22 protein-coding genes are annotated in these 18016 nt (G+C 61.6%); 11 read left to right on the top strand and 11 right to left on the bottom strand.

The window, feature by feature from the left end:
- Positions 1–4: 4 nt before the first annotated feature.
- The 3 genes from ATY77_RS16670 (at position 5) to ATY77_RS16660 (ending at position 1035) form a co-directional block, all read left to right on the top strand.
- Complete coding sequence (locus tag ATY77_RS16670; RefSeq protein WP_088674399.1) at positions 5–292, top strand: cold-shock protein; 288 nt, start codon at positions 5–7, stop codon at positions 290–292.
- 55 nt (positions 293–347) lie between these two features.
- Positions 348–584 (top strand): 30S ribosomal protein S21, encoded by a 237-nt coding sequence (rpsU, locus tag ATY77_RS16665; protein ID WP_088674400.1) that lies wholly within the window; start codon positions 348–350, stop codon positions 582–584.
- Positions 585–801: 217 nt separating this feature from the next.
- Positions 802–1035 (top strand): hypothetical protein, encoded by a 234-nt coding sequence (locus tag ATY77_RS16660; RefSeq protein WP_088688181.1) that lies wholly within the window; start codon positions 802–804, stop codon positions 1033–1035.
- A 31-nt stretch (positions 1036–1066) separates the two neighbouring features.
- Here the strand turns inward: ATY77_RS16660 and ATY77_RS16655 are convergent, their stop codons facing one another.
- Entirely contained in the window at positions 1067–1558 is a 492-nt protein-coding gene (locus tag ATY77_RS16655; RefSeq protein WP_088688180.1) for a MarR family transcriptional regulator, read from the bottom strand.
- Between the two features lie 125 nt (positions 1559–1683).
- Between ATY77_RS16655 and ATY77_RS16650 the strand changes: the two genes are divergently transcribed.
- Positions 1684–2106, top strand: a complete 423-nt coding sequence (locus ATY77_RS16650) for an organic hydroperoxide resistance protein (protein ID WP_088688179.1) — start codon at positions 1684–1686, stop codon at positions 2104–2106.
- Between the two features lie 275 nt (positions 2107–2381).
- Here the strand turns inward: ATY77_RS16650 and ATY77_RS16645 are convergent, their stop codons facing one another.
- On the bottom strand, positions 2382–2888 hold the full coding sequence (locus ATY77_RS16645; RefSeq protein ID WP_088688247.1) for a MarR family transcriptional regulator: 507 nt from the start codon (positions 2886–2888) through the stop codon (positions 2382–2384).
- Between the two features lie 86 nt (positions 2889–2974).
- Here ATY77_RS16645 and ATY77_RS16640 point away from each other — a divergent pair, with 86 nt between their 5' ends.
- From ATY77_RS16640 to ATY77_RS16630, 3 genes are all read left to right on the top strand, one after another.
- Complete coding sequence (locus tag ATY77_RS16640) at positions 2975–3703, top strand: thioredoxin family protein (protein ID WP_088688178.1); 729 nt, start codon at positions 2975–2977, stop codon at positions 3701–3703.
- A 92-nt stretch (positions 3704–3795) separates the two neighbouring features.
- Positions 3796–4263, top strand: coding sequence for a DUF1579 domain-containing protein (locus ATY77_RS16635; RefSeq protein ID WP_088688177.1), 468 nt, complete (start codon positions 3796–3798; stop codon positions 4261–4263).
- A 36-nt stretch (positions 4264–4299) separates the two neighbouring features.
- Entirely contained in the window at positions 4300–5079 is a 780-nt protein-coding gene (locus tag ATY77_RS16630) for a VOC family protein (RefSeq protein WP_088688176.1), read from the top strand.
- Positions 5080–5259: 180 nt separating this feature from the next.
- Here ATY77_RS16630 and ATY77_RS16625 read toward each other — a convergent pair whose 3' ends face one another.
- The gene (locus ATY77_RS16625; RefSeq protein WP_088688175.1) at positions 5260–6780 is read right to left on the bottom strand and encodes an ABC-F family ATP-binding cassette domain-containing protein; all 1521 of its coding nucleotides are present in this window, start codon (positions 6778–6780) and stop codon (positions 5260–5262) included.
- Between the two features lie 381 nt (positions 6781–7161).
- Between ATY77_RS16625 and ATY77_RS16620 the strand changes: the two genes are divergently transcribed.
- Entirely contained in the window at positions 7162–7659 is a 498-nt protein-coding gene (locus ATY77_RS16620) for a metal-dependent hydrolase (protein WP_088688174.1), read from the top strand.
- A 7-nt stretch (positions 7660–7666) separates the two neighbouring features.
- On the opposite strand, the gene ATY77_RS16615 is transcribed toward ATY77_RS16620, so the two are convergent.
- The 4 genes from ATY77_RS16615 to ATY77_RS16600 all read right to left on the bottom strand — a co-directional run bounded on the left by ATY77_RS16615 (position 7667) and on the right by ATY77_RS16600 (position 11847).
- Entirely contained in the window at positions 7667–9262 is a 1596-nt protein-coding gene (locus ATY77_RS16615; protein WP_088688173.1) for an ABC-F family ATP-binding cassette domain-containing protein, read from the bottom strand.
- Positions 9263–9468: 206 nt separating this feature from the next.
- Entirely contained in the window at positions 9469–9798 is a 330-nt protein-coding gene (locus ATY77_RS16610; RefSeq protein ID WP_088688172.1) for an XRE family transcriptional regulator, read from the bottom strand.
- Between the two features lie 35 nt (positions 9799–9833).
- On the bottom strand, positions 9834–10136 hold the full coding sequence (locus ATY77_RS16605) for a type II toxin-antitoxin system RelE/ParE family toxin (protein WP_245314347.1): 303 nt from the start codon (positions 10134–10136) through the stop codon (positions 9834–9836).
- A gap of 145 nt (positions 10137–10281) precedes the next feature.
- Positions 10282–11847: a helicase HerA-like C-terminal domain-containing protein gene (locus tag ATY77_RS16600; RefSeq protein ID WP_088688171.1), complete on the bottom strand. Its 1566-nt coding sequence runs from the start codon at positions 11845–11847 to the stop codon at positions 10282–10284.
- Between the two features lie 226 nt (positions 11848–12073).
- Between ATY77_RS16600 and ATY77_RS16595 the strand changes: the two genes are divergently transcribed.
- From ATY77_RS16595 to ATY77_RS16585, 3 genes are all read left to right on the top strand, one after another.
- The gene (locus tag ATY77_RS16595; protein ID WP_088674413.1) at positions 12074–12466 is read left to right on the top strand and encodes a hypothetical protein; all 393 of its coding nucleotides are present in this window, start codon (positions 12074–12076) and stop codon (positions 12464–12466) included.
- A gap of 153 nt (positions 12467–12619) precedes the next feature.
- Positions 12620–13075 carry an NUDIX domain-containing protein gene (locus tag ATY77_RS16590; protein WP_088688170.1) on the top strand — a complete coding sequence of 152 codons (456 nt, stop codon included), beginning with the start codon at positions 12620–12622 and terminating at the stop codon, positions 13073–13075.
- 131 nt (positions 13076–13206) lie between these two features.
- Complete coding sequence (locus ATY77_RS16585; RefSeq protein ID WP_088688169.1) at positions 13207–13530, top strand: hypothetical protein; 324 nt, start codon at positions 13207–13209, stop codon at positions 13528–13530.
- A gap of 22 nt (positions 13531–13552) precedes the next feature.
- On the opposite strand, the gene zwf is transcribed toward ATY77_RS16585, so the two are convergent.
- From zwf to ATY77_RS16565, 4 genes are all read right to left on the bottom strand, one after another.
- Positions 13553–15070 (bottom strand): glucose-6-phosphate dehydrogenase, encoded by a 1518-nt coding sequence (gene zwf, locus ATY77_RS16580; RefSeq protein WP_088688168.1) that lies wholly within the window; start codon positions 15068–15070, stop codon positions 13553–13555.
- A 114-nt stretch (positions 15071–15184) separates the two neighbouring features.
- The gene (gene tam, locus ATY77_RS16575; RefSeq protein WP_088688167.1) at positions 15185–15955 is read right to left on the bottom strand and encodes a trans-aconitate 2-methyltransferase; all 771 of its coding nucleotides are present in this window, start codon (positions 15953–15955) and stop codon (positions 15185–15187) included.
- 103 nt (positions 15956–16058) lie between these two features.
- On the bottom strand, positions 16059–17333 hold the full coding sequence (locus ATY77_RS16570) for a hemolysin family protein (protein ID WP_088674420.1): 1275 nt from the start codon (positions 17331–17333) through the stop codon (positions 16059–16061).
- A gap of 177 nt (positions 17334–17510) precedes the next feature.
- A complete protein-coding gene (locus ATY77_RS16565; protein ID WP_088688166.1) occupies positions 17511–17990 on the bottom strand; it encodes a cupin domain-containing protein in 480 nt (159 codons plus the stop codon).
- Positions 17991–18016 lie beyond the last annotated feature (26 nt).

Here is an 18016-nt window from a genome sequence, read left to right as displayed (position 1 = left end):
TGCGATGGGCAGACCAAACTACAAAGTCGGCGATGTGATCGTGCTGAAATCCGGCCTTACCCGCACCGCGGCGGCCGAGAAGCGATGCAGGATCGCCGGCATCCTGCCCAACGACCACGGTCATGTGCAATATCGCGTCCAGTTCGACGCGGAGAATTTCGAGCGCCGGATTACCGAGGCCGACATCGATACCGGGAGATCGCCATGCGAGGCTTCCCCCGAAGCGGTCGCCAAATTATCGGACGGCGCCGGGTCCTGGCTGAAGCCTTCGAGCATCAGGGTTGGGAAGTAATCGCAGGTTTTATTGTGGACAGTGCGGCCTTGCCGCCGAAGAAAGGATATCGTCTTTGCAGGTACTCGTCAGGGATAACAATGTCGACCAGGCACTGCGCGTGCTCAAGAAAAAGATGCAGCGGGAAGGCCTGTTCCGGGAAATGAAAGCGCGTAGCGCCTTCGAGAAGCCCTCTGAGAAGCGCGCCCGCGAGAAGGCCGAGGCTATTCGCCGTCAGCGCAAGCTCGCGCGCAAAAAACTGCAGCGCGAAGGCCTGCTGCCGGCGCCGAAGAAGCTTCTGCGCACCCGCTAGAACAGGATGATTTTAGGCCCGGTTGGCCTAAAACTGAATCCCGTTCTAAATTAAAGAATTAGAGCATGATATCGTCCGAAAACCGCTCACACTTTCGGCATCATGCTCTAGTCCGGCTGCGGAAACGGGGCCACCGCGGGATCGCGGTTCCCCACGGCATCATGGCTTGCACTGTGGAGCCGCGCTCCAACACCGTCATCACCTGAGAGAGGGGCACATGACCGCCACCAAGGGAGAATTCTTCAATCCCGCCAAGCTTTCGCCTCGCGACAAGGCGGAAGCCACCGATCACACGGCGCGCGCCATCATCGAGGCTGAAGCCTCGGCCCGCGAGAAGAAGACCGAGAAGCTCAGGGCGCTGCGCCTGCAACAGGCTGCCAAAGCCGAACCCGAGGCGGCGCCTGCAAAGAAGCGCCGGTCCCCGGTCAAATCCGCTTCGCGGCGAGGCTGATCGCCGACAGATTTCTCTTCGGCGCCTGCGTTCAGTCGCCGTCGCCTAAGCCGGCCCGCCCAAGATTATCCCGCAGCCGGTGCAGCATGTCGCGCATCTCGGCCATTTCCTCCAGCGTACAGCCCACGGCTTGCCCGATCGCCGTCATGATCGTGTCGATTTCTCCCTTCATCGCCTGACCTTTCGGTGTCAGCGACACGATCACCTGCCGTTCGTCGCGCAGGTCGCGCATGCGCTTGATGAGCCCGCTTTGCTCCAGCCGTTTGAGGAGCGGCGACAGCGTGCCGGAATCGAGGTCCAACTGCTCGCCGATCGTCTTCACCGGCAGTTCGCTGCGTTCCCACAGCACCAGCATCACAAGATATTGCGGATAGGTAAGGCCGACCCTCTCCAGAATTGGCTTATAGGCGCGGGTGAAAGCATGCGCCGTGGCATAGACTGCAAAGCACAACTGCTTCTCCAGCCGCTTCTCCTCCTGCGGTATCTCCATCGTCTTCGTCGTCTGCGCTTTCATATCCATCATCCCTGAGGCGCCGATTGTCCTCTTTTCGAATTCCGAATGCAATTTGCAAAATTCACTTGCGTACAATTTAATTGTGCGATATCAAAAATCCAACCCGATCGAAGGGCCAATCAAAGGAGATCGTCATGCCTATTCTCTATACGACCAATGCCTCTGCTACCGGCGGCCGCGCGGGCCGCGCCGTTTCCGACAACGGCGTTCTGGACGTAACGCTGACCGTTCCGAAGGAACTCGGCGGCGACGGCGCGACCGGCACCAATCCCGAGCAGCTCTTCGCGGCCGGCTATTCCGCCTGCTTCCTTGGTGCCCTGAAATTTGTCGCGGGCCAGCAGAAGGTCAAGATTCCCGAGGACACGACGGTTTCCGCCAAGGTCGGCATCGGCCCGCGCGAGGACGGCACCGGCTTCGGCATCGAAGTGGCGCTGACGGTCAATATTCCGGGTCTCGACCGCGAAACGGCTGAAAAGCTTGCAGCCGCAGCCCACATCGTCTGCCCCTACAGCCACGCCATGCGCACCTCGACCGAAGTTCCGGTCACGGTTGCCTGATCAGGCGCGTTCAGCAAGCTGCGGGCGACTGCCTTCGGTTTCGGTCGGGGGCCGTCGCCTGTTTTGCTGCCGACATGAACGCAGTGCTTATCGCATGGTCCTCGGGTCAAGCCCGGGGACGACGGAGCAAGGGGAGGCCTCTCGCCTCCAGCCGATCCTGTTCCTCAATCTCCGTCGTGCTCGGGCTTGACCCGTGCACCCACACTCCGGTCGCATCGCTGGAAACAAATCGATTTCTCGAATCCAGGACATGCTCAGTTAACTCTACTCGGCCATCACCCGCGCTGTAGCTCCGCCGGCGCGGCGAGCGCCCTATTCGGCGTCTCATCCGTCATCCCCGACACCGTCTGCAGATCCTGCCGCAGCCGCGCGGAACTTCCATCCGGAAGCTTTTGGTCGAGCGCCGCATGCGTCTCTTTCCAGATCGGTAGCGCTCTTGCCAGTACTGCCTTGCCTTCGCCGGTCAGGGCAAGCAGGCGGCCGCGCCGGTCCTTCGGATTTTCCATCACGCTCACCCAGCCCTTGCGTTGCAGTGGCTTCAGGGCCGCCGTCAGCGTCGTCTGGTCCATGGCGAGCAGGCTTGCGACCGGCCCCATCGGCGGCGGCTCCGGCCGGTTCAGTGACATCATCAGCGAAAACTGTCCGTTGGTCAGCCCCGCGGGCCGCAATGCGTCATCGAACAGGCGGGCGAGTGCCCGTGCCGCTCGTTGCGCATGCAGGCAGAGGCAGGTGTCGCGCACCAGCAGCGTTGTAGAGAAGGGAATTTCAACCGAATTTGACATGACCATTTTATATTGATATCAATCTTTTTAGTCAAGGAGAAGGAGATGGGCCGGCTCGCCGGCAGCGCCGGAGGAGGGCGCATCCGATGCAGAACGAGGTTGTTTCCCGCGAGCAATGGCTCGAGGCCCGGCGTGCCCTGCTCTTGAAGGAAAAGGAGGCGACGAAGCTGCGCGACAGCATCAATGCCGAGCGTCTGGCGCTGCCCTGGGTGAAAGTGGACAAGGATTATGTCTTCGAAACGCTGGAGGGCAGGAAGTCGCTCGCCGATCTCTTCGACGGCCGCAGCCAGTTGCTGATCTACCATTTCATGCTCGGTCCGGATTGGGATGCCGGCTGCACCGGTTGCTCCTTCCTGGCGGATCATGTGGATGGGGCCTTGCCGCATCTCAACCATCACGACGTCACCTGGGTCGCCGTTTCACGCGCGCCGCTCGATAAGATCACCGCCTATAAAAGGCGCATGGAATGGAAATTTCCCTGGGTCTCCTCCTTCGGAAGCGATTTTAATTTCGATTATCACGTTTCTTTCAGCCCCGAGGATCTTGCCAAAGACAAGGTCTTCTACAATTTCACTGCCATGGAGCCGGCCGACGCTCATGACGAGCTGCCGGGCCTCAGCGCTTTCTACCGCAATGAAAAGGGCGAGGTCTTCCATACCTATTCGAGTTATGCCCGCGGGCCGGAAGAGCTGATCGGCACGCTGATGATCCTCGACCGCGCGCCGAAGGGCCGCAACGAGGATAGCACGATGAACTTCGTTCGCCGTCATGACGAATATCCGGAGGCTCCGAAGGCGCCATCCTGCTGTCACTGAGCCGGAGCATGATGCCGAATAATATGCAGCAGTTTGCATCGTGCTCTTCGCAATGCGGAAGAACCAATGCCAACATCACCCAAGGGAGAAGGATGATGAAGACTGCGGAAGTGCTGAAGGAACATTCCTTCCTGGAAAGACTCGTCGGCAAGTGGAACGTCACCGCACCCGAGATGGGTGGCAGCGACGATTGGACGGAGAGCGTCCGTTCATTGCACGGCATCTGGTTCGTTGCGGAAGGGACCGGCCGCATGCCCGATGGCAAGGAGGCCACTACCGTCATGACGCTCGGCTACAACGCCGAGAAAGGCAAGTATGTCGGCAGCTGGATCGGCAGCATGATGGACTTTATGTGGGTCTATGAAGGCGAGGTCGATGCATCGGGCAACGTGCTCGACCTTTATACCACCGGCCCCGATTTCAACGGCGAAGGGCTTGCCGATTACCGCGAGCGCATCACCTTCGTCGATGCCGATCACCGTACGTTTACCTCCAGCGCCAAACAGCCCGATGGCTCGTGGAAGCAGTTCATGGAAGCACATTACGCCCGCAAGACCTGACATTGTCGCGCCAAACGTCGAAAAAGGGAGAGTTTGATGTCTGAGACGCATGGAAAATTTATCTGGTGCGAGCTGATGACCCCCGACACATCAGCCGCCGCGAAATTCTATAGCTCGGTCGTCGGCTGGACGACCTCCGAAATGACCGTTGAAGGCATGCCCACCTATACGGTTTTCGAGGCCAACGGCATTGGCGTCGCCGGGCTGATGGAATTTCCGGCCGAACTGGAAGGGCAGGGCATTCCGCCGAACTGGACGGGTTATGTCGGCGTCGACGACGTCGACCAATCGGCGAAGGATTTCGCCGCCAATGGCGGTTCGGTCCGCCGCCCGCCGGATGACATCCCGACCATCGGCCGCTTCGCCGTCGTCGCAGATCCGCATGGCGCAGTGCTCTGCATCATGACGCCGGCGCCGATGGAGCAAACATGGCCGGAACTGGCCTTCGACGCGCCCGGCAATATCGGCTGGCGGGAACTCTACGCCGGCAATGGCGAAGAGGCGATGGCCTTTTACTCCAAGCTGTTCGGCTGGAAGAAGGACAGCGATTTCGACATGGGCCCGATGGGCGTCTACCATCTCTTCTCGCATGGCGGCCGGCAGATCGGCGGCATGATGACCAAGCCCGCCGACATGCCGATGACCTTCTGGTGCTACTATTTCATCGTACCGGCCATCGACGCCGCCATCGAACGCGTCACCTCAGGCGGCGGCAAGGTGGTCAATGGCCCGATGGAAGTCCCCGGCGGCAGCTGGATCATCCAGGCCACCGACCCCCAGGGCGCCTTCTTCTGCCTGGTGGCACCGAAGCGGTAGTTTGGCTGTTTTTGACGTGGGCCGCCGGCACCTTCTCCCTGAGGGGAGAAGAGACTCGCGGCGACGTCTCGATTCCCCCTTCTCCCCCTCGGGTCCGAAGGACGGGTCGAGACCCGTGGCTCGACCCAGGCAAAGGTGCCCGTAGGGCGGATGAGGGGGCTGCACGGCACCCCCTCACGATCACCCCGCCACCGACGCAAAGAACCCTTCCGGGCTCTCCACCTCCACCAGCCGCTTCTTTTCAATCAGCCAGAAGCGGTTTCCCACCGCCCGCACGAAGCTGCGGTCGTGCGAGACCAGCAGGCAGCTCGCCTCCTGCGCCATCAGCTCGCTTTCGAGCGCTTCCTGGCCCTCGATATCGAGATGGTTGGTCGGCTCGTCGAGCAGATAGAAGTTTGGTTCCGTCAACCTGAGCACCAGCATGCCGAGCCGCGCCTTCTGCCCGCCGGAAAGCTGGCCGATCGGTTTTGCCTGCATGTCGATCGTCATGCCGGCGCCGGCAAGCAGAGCCCGCGCCCGCTGATCGCCGACATCGAAGCGGCGGATGATCGTGCCGATCGGCGTATCCTTGTCGGCGAGATCAGCGAGCGCCTGGTCGCCATAACCGAGAACGACAGAAGGTGTCGCCTTAATGCCGTCGGCTCCTGCATCCGATTTTTCGATCGCCTGCTTTAGCTTTGAGACCAGCCGCGATTTGCCGGCGCCGTTGAGGCCGAGGAGCACGATGCGGTCGCCCTGGCAGATGAACTGCCGGCCGGTGCGGAAGAGCAGGGTCCCATCCGGTGTCGTCACTGCCGCATCTTCCAGCGTCACCAGCACCTTGGCATGCGTGCCGCGGTTGGAAAGCCGGATGGCGCCGGCCGAGCGTTCCAGATGCGCGGGCTTTGCCGCGTCTTCCAGCTTCTCCGCCCGCTGCTTCAGCTGCTTCGTCTTGACGACCAGCAGATCGCTGCCGGAATTGATGCCGATATTGTTGAGCTTGGCCGCCTGCCTGCGCAACTGTTCCGCGGTCTTCATGTCGCGCTCGTAGCGCCGGGCCTCTGAGGCGTCGGCCTCGTCGAGCGCGGCACGCGCCCTGGTGTAGGGGAGCGCGAAGACCGGCGATTGCTCCGGCCGTAAAAACAGCGTCCGGTTTGTCGTCGCATCGAGGAAGGCGCGGTCATGGCTGGAGAGGATGACCGGCACGTCCCGCGGCAGCCCATTCAGCCAGCTTTCGAGTCGCGCGATCTTTTCGAGGTCAAGATGGTTGGTCGGCTCGTCGAGCAGAAGCACGTCGGGCTCGCAGACCCAGGTGCGGGCCAGCAAGGCCAGGCGCTGCCACCCGCCGCTCAGCTGCTTGAGCGGCCGGCGGCGCATCTCCTCCGGCACTTCGAGCGATTCCAGTGCGACATCGACGCGCCAGGCTTCAGTTTCGGCTTGATCGGCCGGCAGCGCCTGCAGCACGGCATCGTAGAATGGCGTGTCGAAAAGTGCTGCCGGCACATTCTGGGCGACATGGCCGACGGTGAGCCCGCGCGCCTTAGTGATCTCGCCTTCGCTCGGTTCCAATGCGCCGGTGATGCAGGCAAGCAGCGTCGACTTCCCCCGACCGTTGGCGGCGACAAGGCCGATGCGGTCGCCGGCATCGATGACGAGATTGAGTTTGGAAAACAGCCGATGGCCCAGCGTCATGCCGAGATTGCGGATATTGATAAGGGTCATGATCGTTCTCTGGTCTTGACCGGGGAATGCGGATCCGGGGCATTCAGCCATCACGGAATTACGCGTATCGGACCCGGGAAGTTACAGGAATGGGCGCGAACCTTGGGATACGGCGCCGCATTGGCCACGAAGGGCAGACCAGGAAGAGATGTCGAGAAACAGTCTCCGGTCAGCCCTGCAAACGCATCTGCAGGGCGTTGACGGGACCACGCTGGCGATGATGCCGGAAATAATATTGCATAGCGTGATCCTCCTTTCTCGAACGGTTGCAGAATTGAGATAGCATTGCTCGTAAAAAGAGGCAAGGAGCCGGAAGCAGCCGATTTCTAGCCATAAATCGTTCCTAGAGGATTCTCGGGGTCATCGGGAGGACCAGACAGGATGCTCATCGCTCATTTGCCGGCAGGCTACCTCCTGGGAAGCGCTGCGCGGCAGCGATCCGCCGCACCCGGCATCATGGCCGCGGCGCTGATCGGCAGCGTGCTGCCGGATTTCGACATGGTCTATTTCTTCCTGACCGGCGGAAGGGTTCACCATCACGACTTCATCTCCCACTGGCCGCTGTTCTGGCTGGCGCTCGCCGCTGTGGTTCTGCCCGCGATCGGCCGGCTGGCGCCGGGACGGTTTCTGATGGCCGCCATCTTTTTCGCAGCCGTCATGCTCCATATGGTCATGGATACCGTCGCTGCGCCGATGCTCTGGCTGGCGCCATTCGAATGGTCCAAATTCGAGCTGACCACGGTGCCGGCAACCTACAGCAATTGGGTGGTAAGCTTCATGCTGCACTGGACCTTCGGTCTGGAACTCCTGATCTGCGCCGCGGCGCTGGCGGTCGCCGTCTGCCGGGCCCGCAGCCTTCGCAGTCGCCAGCAGGCGTGAGCCTGATCTATATGCCCGCGCCGACGGCGGTCAGTTCTAGTCGTCGCCTTATCCCGATGTTTTCGAGAAATGTTTCGTCGTGGCTGACGACGAGCAGCGCCCCGTCATAGGCGCGCAGTCCCGCCTCGACCGCTGATATCGAGTCGATATCGAGATGGTTGGTCGGCTCGTCGAGGATCAGCAGCGGTGGCGGCGCCGAGCCCAGAACGCAGGCAAGGCCGGCGCGCAACAATTGCCCGCCGCTCAGCGTCGAAACGGTCTGCAGCGCCGCATCGGCCCGGAACATGAAGCGGGCAAGCGCGGCGCGGCAGCTATTCTCGTCGGCTTGCGGATTGATCCGGCGGAAATTATCTCGGATCGAGTCCGACGGATGGAGAAGGCTCACCGTCTGATCGAGCATTGCAAAAGCGGTCATGACGCCGACCGTGCCGGTCCAAGGCTTCAACGCGCCAGTGATAAGCGACAGCAGCGTCGTCTTGCCGGAGCCGTTCGGCCCGGTGACGGCGATGCGTTCCGGTCCTGTCATCTCGAAGCAGAGATCGCGGATGACGGGATCGCCCGGCCGATAGCCAACTGTGACACCATCGATCCTCAGCACGATCTTGGTGGCGGGCAGTCCCGTCGCGGGCAAAGTGACCGACAGCGGCTGAAGAATCTCGATCTTTTCGCGCGCTGCCTTTGCGTCTTCGGCCGCCTGGGTCCGCCGGCGCTCGGCAAGACGGGCATTGTCACCGCCCGTCGTTTCGCTGCGTTCTTTCATGCCGCCGAGCAGGATACGCGGGATGCCGCCCTTGGCAGCCATCTTCCGGCCGGCGCTGTCCCTCTGCGCCTGCCGCTCCACTGTCGCCTGGGCTTTTCTGGCAACCTCGGCAACCCGCTTCTCGGCATCGGCGAGATCGTGTCGGGCGGCGGCAAGCTCGAGAGCCTTACGCTCGCGATAGTGGCTCCAGTTGCCGCCGTAGCGGGTGGCGCCGAGCGAGGTCAGTTCCACGATCGCATCCATGCTTTCGAGCAGCTCCCGGTCGTGGCTGATGACGATCGCGCCGGCCCGCCAGCCCGACAATAGCGCGATCACGGCTTCGCGGCCGTCGCGGTCGAGATTGTTGGTCGGCTCGTCGAGCAGCAGGAAATCTGGTTCGCCGAAGACCAGTGCGGCCAGCCCCGCACGCGTGCGCTGCCCGCCGGAAAGCACGGCAAGCGGCGTCTGCGGTTCTGCCTCGAGCCCGGTGCGATTGAGCGCCGCGGCGATGCGCGTCTCCAGCATCCAGTCGGCGGATGCGAGCTCCTCGGCACTCGCTTCGCCGGCCTCCGCAAGGCGGAGAACGGCAAGCGCCTCGGCCACGCCGAAGAGATCGGCGATGGTTTCGCCAGCCGTGATCTGCACGCTTTGGCGCAGCACGCCGAGACTGCCGCTGACGGAGATCGTTCCCGATTGCGGCCGGATATCACCGGAGACGAGCTTCAGCAGCGTCGTCTTGCCGACGCCGTTGCGGCCGACAAGACCGGTGCGTTCCGCGCCGAAACTCAGGTCGAGATCGGAAAAAAGCGGCCGTCCGTCAGGCGCGGCCCAGGAGATGTGAGAAAGGGTGATGGATGCAGGCATGGGTCTGGATTTCCCCGTTGGCAAGGCGAATTGGCGTTGCGATCGAGTTGAAATCCATTGCTGCACACATCCTGTTGAAACGGTCGATGGCAAGGAATTTAGGGAATGAATGCTTGCGGTTCAAGGCAGAGAACGATCTGCCCTAACGTTTCGAGCTTCGAATATCCGCGCACCAGAAGCAGCGCTACCCATCCGAGTGCCTGCCGCTAGACGATCTGCTTCACATAAATCTCAGGATTAAAGTCGACGCGCCTCGCTTTCCCGTCGGGTGTTTTCAAGACAAGCTCGACCCCGCCTCCGAGCGAATGCATATACCGCACAACGGACGATAGCAGGACATCGTCGGCGCTTTCGATTTTCGAAACAGTGTTCTGCGTCATCGCGGCGCGCGTAGCGACATCCTGCTGCGTTGCCTGCATCGCCTTGCGGACTTCCGCCAAAGCCTTGCCCAGACGGCGCTCTTGCCGTTTAATGTCGAGCCGAGTGCGAACATCTTCTGGAAGTTCGGCGCGTAACGTCTTCCACTCAGTACTCATTTTTCTTCTCCATCAGCCAAGCACCGAACCGCGTGTCAGCTTTGTTGATAAAAAAGCGCTTCATTTATGCCTTGCTTGTCGCCTCCACAAAGAACGATGGCTCTTTGAGCAGGATCGAAGGCGAAGGCAAAACGCCACACCTGCTTTCCAAACCTGACTCTGATCTCCTTCATATTCGCATAATCGGAACCGGAAAGCGTATCGACGTCAGGGCGACCTAAGGAGGGACCATCGTCTTCGAGGTGGTCGAGCACCTCACCGACCAATTCCTTCAATCCCATCTCCAGTGCTTTCCATTCGGGAACGAAATCAGGATGAAACTGCACCTTATAGGTCATCGGCTACCTTAAAATATATATTTAAAGATATTAAAATCAAGGCCGGCGTGATGGCGAGATGGCACTCCGCTTAAGGTCCCGGTCAACCGACCGGGCCTAGCCAAGTCGCGCGCCATCCTTCTGATCCCCGAGAGCAGGAAGAATCCTACCGCTTCAAGCTCCCCAGGATGCCGCGCACCAGCGCCCGGCCGACTTGGGTGGCAACGGTGCGCGCCACGCTCTTCATCGCGGCTTCCATCACCGTCTCGCGCTGATAGCCGGAAGCCCGGCCGCGGGATTGTCCGCGGCCCTGCTTGCCGTCGTCATCACCGCCGAAGCCCGGTATTGTCCAGCCTGAATTCGTGCTGCCCGGCTGCTCCTGTGCCGCCTCTTCCTGCGCCCGCTTGGCGGCATCGGCTTCCGCCGCCTTCTTCGCCCGTGCCGCCAGCATCTCGAAGGCGGATTCGCGGTCGACGTCTTCGTCGTAGACGCCGAGAACCGGGCTCCTATCCATCACCTGCTGACGCTCGGCATCCGTCAGCGGGCCGACGCGGCCGGACGGCGGGCGGATCAACGTGCGCTCGACGATCGAGGGCGCGCCCTTGGCTTCCAACGTCGAGACCAGCGCCTCGCCGGTGCCGAGATTGGTAATGACGGTGGCGCAATCGAAGGCCGGGTTCGGGCGGAAGGTGTCGGCGGCCGTCTTCACGGCCTTCTGCTCGCGCGGCGAATAGGCGCGCAGCGCGTGCTGGGCGCGGTTGCCGAGTTGGGCGAGCACCGTTTCCGGCACGTCGAGCGGGTTCTGCGTCACGAAATAGACGCCCACACCTTTGGAGCGGATCAGCCGCACCACCTGCTCGACGCGTTCGACCAGCACCTTCGGCGCGTCGTTGAAGAGTAGATGCGCTTCGTCAAAGAAGAAGACGAGCTTTGGTTTTTCTGGGTCGCCAACTTCCGGCAATTCTTCGAAGAGCTCGGACAGCAGCCAGAGCAGGAAGGTGGCGTAGAGGCGCGGGTTCATCATCAGCTTGTCGGCGGCAAGCACCGAGATCTGGCCGTAACCGTTATTGCTGGTGCGCATGATGTCGGTGATCTTCAGCGCCGGCTCGCCGAAGAAGTGTTCCGCGCCCTGCTGTTCGAGAACGAGCAGCGCCCGCTGGATCGAGCCGACCGAAGCCTTGGAGATCAGGCCGTATTGGTTGGAAAGCTCGCTGGCGTTTTCGCCCATATAGTTGAGGAGCGAAGTGAAATCCTTGAGATCGAGCAGCGGCAGGCCGGCCTGGTCGGCGATCTTGAAGGCGATGTTGATGACGCCTTCCTGCGGCTCGGAAGCATCCATCAGCCGGGCGAGCAGCAACGGCCCCATCTCGGCGACGGTGGTGCGCACCCGATGGCCCTTTTGGCCGAACAGATCCCAGAAGATGACCGGAAACTGGTCGAATTCATAGTCGGCAAAGCCGATCTGCTCGGCCCGCTTGGTCAGGAAATCCTTGGCCTCGCCCTTGGCGGCGATGCCGGAAAGATCGCCCTTGATGTCGGCCGCAAAGACCGGAACGCCGGCGCGTGAGAAGCCTTCGGCCAGGACCTGCAGCGTCACCGTCTTGCCGGTGCCGGTGGCGCCGGTGACGAGGCCGTGACGGTTGCCGAACTTCAGGTCGAGATATTCCGGCTTGTTGATGCTGTCATCGGGATTGCGGCTTGCGCCGATGAAAATCTTACCTTCCTCGAGCATTCGGAGTATCTCCCTTCGGCGTGGCGCCGTTTGTGTCGGAAGGCATGGGTTCTCCCGCCGCCTTCATCGAACCATCGTTTCCCTGTTATAAGCAGGGAGGAGGATGCGAACAACTGGTTGCATTGAAAGCGAAACCGGACAAAGTGCCGGCAGGGGAGGGCCGCTTGAGTTGCGGCCGAATTTCGATTAACGTTGACGTTAACGTCAAAAAAATAGGAGGCTGACGATGAATGAAGTTGTGACCCAGATCGCCGATCGCGTGGGTATTGCGCCGGATCTGGCGGAAAAGGCGCTCGGCATGATGCTTGGCTTCCTGCAGCGCGAGGCCGCCGATGGTCCGGTCGCCCGGATGATCGAAGCGATCCCCGGCGGCGCCGATCTCGTCGCCCAGTTCAACGGTGCCGGCGCCGGCGGCGGTGGCCTGCTCGGCGGGCTGATGAGCTCGCTCGGCGGCGGCGGCATCATGGGCCTCGGCCAGCAGCTGATGGGCGAGGGCCTCGGCATGGGCGAAATCACCACGCTCGCCAAGGAAACCATCGCGGTCGCCAAGCAATATGCCGGCGAAGAAGTCGTCGACGAGGTCGTCGCCTCCGTCCCCGGCCTCAGCCAGTTCGTCTGAGCGACGCGTAAAACAGAGGAGCCTCGCGGTATTCGCTGCGGGGCTTTTTTGCGCGTTAACGGCTGATAAGCGGAACGTGCGCGCAAGCGGACTCTCGCCGCCGCCTCTTGCAAACTGTGCTCATTGAATAAGCTGTCCGGAAAGGAAAACCGCATGACCGTCTGGCGCCCATCGCAACAGATCAGAGTGAAAGTGATCGGCCTTGCCTGGCGAGGGGACCGGCTGCTCGCCGCGGAAGTGGAAGATGACAGCGGGCGCGTCAAGGGCGTCCGGCCGCTCGGCGGCTCGATCGAATTCGGTGAAACGCGTGAAGAGGCGCTGCATCGCGAAATCAGGGAGGAGCTGGAGACGGAAATCCGCATCGTCGGCCCATGGCACCTTTTCGAAAACATCTTCGAGCATCACGGCGCCATCGGTCACGAGTTCATTTTCGCTGCCGAGATAGAGCTGGTCGATTCAGCGCTCTATCAGCGTGATGAAATCCACTATTCCGAGCAGGACGAGACGGCGGCGACGGCATGCTGGTTCGGCCGCGACATGCTGCGGGATGCCGGCATGGAGCTCTATCCAACTGGTCTCGAAAAGATGTTGTCACGATGGGATTGCTGAGCCGCAAGAATCACTCTCGCAAGGCTCATATTCTGATCGCCAAACTTTGATCGTCGACCCCGTTCAAGCGGAACAAGGACGATCGAATTTCTGTTATTATCGGCATCGCTCAAACCAGAAGGAACAGCATCATGCGCAGGTTTATTGCAGCAACTTCGATCGCTTTCCTCAGCCTCGCCGCCCCGGTTCTTGCCCAGTCGAACATGGGCATGGACGCCAGCGGCCGGTTCGATGGCACGCCGCCGCTCGGCACTGCGCCGGGAGCCGAGACGCAAAGCGGACTGACGATCCCGCTCGACTCGATCGAAACGGGCAGCATCGACAATGGCGTCCCGAGCGGTCCCGTGGATTGGGCGCGATGCCCGCCACGCAAACCGCGCGGCGCGCTCGCCACTGAGGGCGGCAATAGCGGTGCCTCCACCAACCCTGCCTGCCGCGACAACAGCGGAAACTAAATGGAAGCACGGGAGGACGGCGCTATTTGCCGTTCTTCCCGTCCGGGTGCATCAGGACGCCAAGTTCATGCCATTGCCGCCCGTCGCGCTCGATGAGGCGGTCGGCGCATGCAGGTCCCATGCTTCCCGGCGCGTAGGCATCCGGCACGCTCTCGTCTCCAGCCCAAAGATCAAGGAAGGGCTGCACCGCCGCCCAGCCGGCCTCGATGCCGTCGGCGCGCTGGAACAGCGTCTGATCGCCGATGAAGAGATCGTAGAGCAGCGATTCATAACCCGTCGTCTTGCTGATATCGAACTTGTCGGCATAGCGGAAATCGAGTGAGACGGGCGTGGTATCGACCGAAAGCCCCGGCGACTTGATCGAGATTTCCATGCTCATGCCCTCGTCCGGCTGCACCTGGATCACCAGCCGGTTCGGCGGCAGGCGGCGGTTGACCTCCGTCTCGCGGAACTGCGCGAAGGGCACCGGCTGGAAGGTGATGACGATTTCGGTATCGCGCGCCGTCAGCGCCTTGCCGGTTCTCAAGTAGAAGGGCACGCCGGCCCAACGCCAGGTATCGGCATAGAGCTTCAGCGCCACGAAGGTTTCCGTCCTGCTGTCGGGCGAGACGTCCTTGGTATCGCGATAGGCCGGAAGCTCGGCGCCGTTGAGCGGGCCTGCCGCGTATGCGCCGCGTACGCCGCGCGTCTTCGCCTCTTCGGGCGTGTAGATGCGCAGCGCCTTCAGCACCTTGCTCTTCTCGTTGCGGATCGCTTCGGCGTCGAAGCTGTTCGGAGGCTCCATGGCGATCATCGCGAGCAGTTGGAAGAGATGGTTCGGCACCATGTCGCGCAGCGCGCCTGTCGCATCGTAGAATTTGCCGCGGCTGCCGACATCGACGATTTCGGCAGCGGTGATCTGCACATGGTCGATGTAGCGGCTGTTCCATAAGGACTCGATGATCATATTGGCGAAACGCGCCGTCATCAGGTTCTGCACCGTCTCCTTGCCGAGGAAATGGTCGAGCCGGTAGACTTGGCTTTCGTCGATCTGGGCGAGGATCTGCGCATTGAGCGCCCGCGCCGAGGCGAGATCGGTGCCGAACGGCTTCTCGATCGCGACGCGGCGGAAGGTGCCGTCCTTTTCATCGGTCAGCCCATGGGCCGCGAGCTTTTCGACGATCGTGCCGAAGAAGGATGGCGGCACCGCGAGATAGAAGGCGGCATTGGCATCCGGCCCCAGCCGCCTGCCGATTTCGAGGAAGATATCCTCCTTGGTGAAATCGCCCGCCATATAGGAAATGCGCCGGCGCAGGCTCTCCCAGGCTTCGTCCTCCACCGCCTGCTCCTCGCCGTGCAGATGGTGCAGGAACTCGTCGAGCCGCTTGCGCAGGAATTCGTCGTCGCCCGGTTCGATGCCGACACCGAGAATGTGGAGATCCTCGCCGACGAGACGACTGCGGGTGAGATTGATGATCGCCGGCACCAGCAGGCGGCGCGTCAGGTCTCCCGTGGCGCCGAAGATGACGAGGGTGACCGGCGGGGTAGGGGCAGTGTCCATGGTGTCATCTCCCTGAGATTTTCCGGCCGACTATAATGCCCGCCGGTTTTGCCGCAACATATGGGGCGAGGGATAACAGGCATTTGACAGCATGTGGAACGTCTTGGGTGCCGCTTACCCCTTCACCGCCACCATGAAAATCCTGGGGAAGCGCAGCAGCACCCGCCCGTCCGACATCTTCGGATAAGCCTTTTCCACCCGTGCGAGATAATCTGCCAGAAATGCCTCGCGATGCTCTTCACCGGCATGGGTGAGATAGGGCATCAGCCCGGTGCCCTTCACCCATTCGACGATACCAGCCGCATCCGCCATCGGATGGTTGTAGATCGTGTGCCAGATATCGACTCGCGAGGCCTTGGCGATCAGTCTGGAGTAGTACGTCGAGGGCGCCGGCAGTCCCTTGCGGCGCACGCTCTTTTCCTCGAAGGCGGCTTTCCAGGGGCCGGCATGCGCCGTCTCCTCCATCAGCAGATGGGTGGGCTCGCCGAGATTGTCCGGCATTTGCACCGCCAGCGCTCCGCCTGGGGAAAGCCCGTCCATCAGCCGGTCGAATATGTCGAGATGATCCGGCAGCCATTGGAACACCGCATTGGCAAAGAGCAGGTCGACCGGTTCCCGAGGCTGCCAGCTGGCGAGATCGGCCTCGACGAAAGCGGTGCCGGGAAGCCGCTTTCGGGCCGCCTCCAGCATGTTCAAATCGCTGTCTAGGCCCGAGACGCCCTCTGCCCCGTAGCGGTCGATGATGAGTTCGGTCGAATTGCCCGGCCCGCAGCCGAGATCGACGGCGCGGCGGATGCTCTGCAGCGGCACCTGCGCCAGAAGATCGCGGGCCGGCCGCGTGCGCTCGTCCTCGAATTTCACATATTGGTGGGCGGACCATGCCATGGCGTTCACTCCTGCTGTCGGACCACATCTTCCATGTGGCGGATTCGGATCTTGTCGGTCTTGCCGCTGCCGCGCCTGACGGACGAGGAACGCACCCGCAGGTTCACTCGGCAGACACGAGTATTTTGTCCACGCGCCTGCCGTCGAGATCGATGACTTCGAAGCGCCATCCGTCTCTCGTGAAGCTCTCGCCCAGTTCCGGCAGATGTTTCAGCTCTTCCAGTACCAGGCCGGCTACGGTCTGATATTCGAGGTCGTCATCGAGCTTGAGATTTAAGAACTCGGCGAATTCGTCGATCGGCGTCCAGCCGGACACCAGGTAGGACCCGTCGTCCCTGCGAACGATCGCCTGTTCGTCGACCGGTCCCTCCTGGAGAGCCCCCATGATCGCTTCGAGAATGTCGCCCGACGAAACAATCCCCTCGAAATGGCCGTACTCGTCAAAGACCAGCACCATGTGGACCGGCGATTTTCTGATTGCTTCAATCACATGAATGGCGGTTGAAAGGTCTGAAACAACCGGCACGTCCTGCGTCAGGGCCTGGATATCGGCGCTGCCGTGTTCGGACATCGAATCGTAGAAATCCTTGACCGGAAGAATGCCGATCACCTCGTCCGAACTGCCTTTGCGGACGGGCAGCCGGGACCGCTTCGTCCGGTGCAGCTGAGCTCGAATTTCATCGAGGCTATCGTCGATATCGATGATTTCGACGTCCCGCCGCGGCGTCATAAGCGCTCGGGCGGTGCGGTCCGCCAGCCGCATGACGCCTGATATCATCGCGGACTCTTCGCTTTCGATCACGCCGGCCGACTGCGCCTCGGCCAGAACGGTTTTGATTTCTTCGTCGGAGACGTTATCGCCGCCTTTTCCTGTCTGGCCCAGCAGCTTGAGCACAAGATTTCCGGAGGCGTTCAGAAGCCATACGAGAGGCAGCGCAATTTTCGAAAGCACTGCCATGGCGGGGGCGACCTTCGCCGCGACTGCTTCCGGTTCTCGCAAAGCGATCTGCTTTGGAACAAGCTCGCCGACGATGAGGGAGAGATAGGTGATTGCGACGACGACCGAACCGACGCCGACGGCGTCAGCGGCCGTCGACGACATTCCTTGTGTTTCCAGCCACCCGGCCAAGCGGCCCCCGAGTGTGGCCCCTGAGAAGGCGCCCGAGAGGACGCCGACCAGCGTGATGCCGATCTGAACCGTGGAGAGAAAGCGGCCGGGGTTTTCGGCAAGTCTGATTGCCTGAGCCGCACCCTTGCTCCCATTGTCGGAGAGAACCTTCAGGCGGGCTGTCCGAGAAGACACGACGGCCAACTCCGACATGGCGAGCACACCATTGAGGATGGTGAGAAGCGCCACAATTCCAATTTCCAGAAACACAGGGACCCTATTCGTTGAGGTTTTGATGCTGCGTCGAGTGGTGACGCGAAGCGTTCGAAGAGACGCTATATAAACGCATCATCCATCGTCTTTCCATCATCGTCTTAACATCAGCGTAGGTTCCATCAGCCTTCGGAATTTCTGAGGCGGCAAGACCGCCCCAGGCGGAGGGGCGCATCAGGCCGCGAGGATCGTAATCCCGTAGGCATTGGCGGCCGCGGTCATGCGGGCGATGGTCTCCGGCGAGGGGCTGGCCTTGGGCGGCTCCGTCGCGCCTTCCGCTTCGATGAATTGGGCCATGTCGCGGCCGATGATCGCCGAAAACACCGCAGGGACGGTGCCGCGATTGGCGTAGCCGTGCACCATGAAGGGCGCGATGCTGACGATGTCGCCGGCGCCCGCCTCGATCTCTTCGGGGCCGCTGTCGGTAAGGCGCCAGATTGTCAGGCGACCCTCCAGAATGCGGAATACCTCCGGGCTCGCATGCGCATGTCTAGGCGTCCGGCTGCCTGATGGTACGGTGATGTCAAAGATATTGAGCCAGTTCCCGCGGATGCGAAGCCGCCGCTCGATCCGCTCGCCGAGGACGAAGAAGCGTTTCGTCCTATCACCGGTTTCGTCACCGGCATGCGTGTTCACAAATGAGTTGGACATCATGTCTCTTTCTTTTTCTTGCAGGCTTT

This window comes from Rhizobium sp. R634 (assembly GCF_002211305.1).
In the GTDB taxonomy this organism is placed as follows: Bacteria; Pseudomonadota; Alphaproteobacteria; order Rhizobiales; family Rhizobiaceae; genus Rhizobium.
Note: the sequence above shows the minus strand (reverse complement) of the source record. Positions and strands in the feature narration are given on the sequence as shown.

Excerpts from the sequence above, each read along its gene's own strand:
- ATY77_RS16670 (WP_088674399.1), top strand. The coding sequence starts at position 5 with ATGGGCAGACCAAACTACAAAGTCGGCGATGTGATCGTGCTGAAATCC.
- ATY77_RS16660 (WP_088688181.1), top strand. The coding sequence starts at position 802 with ATGACCGCCACCAAGGGAGAATTCTTCAATCCCGCCAAGCTTTCGCCT.
- ATY77_RS16655 (WP_088688180.1), bottom strand. The coding sequence starts at position 1,558 with ATGATGGATATGAAAGCGCAGACGACGAAGACGATGGAGATACCGCAG.
- ATY77_RS16650 (WP_088688179.1), top strand. The coding sequence starts at position 1,684 with ATGCCTATTCTCTATACGACCAATGCCTCTGCTACCGGCGGCCGCGCG.
- ATY77_RS16645 (WP_088688247.1), bottom strand. The coding sequence starts at position 2,888 with ATGTCAAATTCGGTTGAAATTCCCTTCTCTACAACGCTGCTGGTGCGC.
- ATY77_RS16640 (WP_088688178.1), top strand. The coding sequence starts at position 2,975 with ATGCAGAACGAGGTTGTTTCCCGCGAGCAATGGCTCGAGGCCCGGCGT.
- ATY77_RS16635 (WP_088688177.1), top strand. The coding sequence starts at position 3,796 with ATGATGAAGACTGCGGAAGTGCTGAAGGAACATTCCTTCCTGGAAAGA.
- ATY77_RS16630 (WP_088688176.1), top strand. The coding sequence starts at position 4,300 with ATGTCTGAGACGCATGGAAAATTTATCTGGTGCGAGCTGATGACCCCC.
- ATY77_RS16625 (WP_088688175.1), bottom strand. The coding sequence starts at position 6,780 with ATGACCCTTATCAATATCCGCAATCTCGGCATGACGCTGGGCCATCGG.
- ATY77_RS16620 (WP_088688174.1), top strand. The coding sequence starts at position 7,162 with ATGCTCATCGCTCATTTGCCGGCAGGCTACCTCCTGGGAAGCGCTGCG.
- ATY77_RS16615 (WP_088688173.1), bottom strand. The coding sequence starts at position 9,262 with ATGCCTGCATCCATCACCCTTTCTCACATCTCCTGGGCCGCGCCTGAC.
- ATY77_RS16610 (WP_088688172.1), bottom strand. The coding sequence starts at position 9,798 with ATGAGTACTGAGTGGAAGACGTTACGCGCCGAACTTCCAGAAGATGTT.
- ATY77_RS16605 (WP_245314347.1), bottom strand. The coding sequence starts at position 10,136 with ATGACCTATAAGGTGCAGTTTCATCCTGATTTCGTTCCCGAATGGAAA.
- ATY77_RS16600 (WP_088688171.1), bottom strand. The coding sequence starts at position 11,847 with ATGCTCGAGGAAGGTAAGATTTTCATCGGCGCAAGCCGCAATCCCGAT.
- ATY77_RS16595 (WP_088674413.1), top strand. The coding sequence starts at position 12,074 with ATGAATGAAGTTGTGACCCAGATCGCCGATCGCGTGGGTATTGCGCCG.
- ATY77_RS16590 (WP_088688170.1), top strand. The coding sequence starts at position 12,620 with ATGACCGTCTGGCGCCCATCGCAACAGATCAGAGTGAAAGTGATCGGC.
- ATY77_RS16585 (WP_088688169.1), top strand. The coding sequence starts at position 13,207 with ATGCGCAGGTTTATTGCAGCAACTTCGATCGCTTTCCTCAGCCTCGCC.
- zwf (WP_088688168.1), bottom strand. The coding sequence starts at position 15,070 with ATGGACACTGCCCCTACCCCGCCGGTCACCCTCGTCATCTTCGGCGCC.
- tam (WP_088688167.1), bottom strand. The coding sequence starts at position 15,955 with ATGGCATGGTCCGCCCACCAATATGTGAAATTCGAGGACGAGCGCACG.
- ATY77_RS16565 (WP_088688166.1), bottom strand. The coding sequence starts at position 17,990 with ATGATGTCCAACTCATTTGTGAACACGCATGCCGGTGACGAAACCGGT.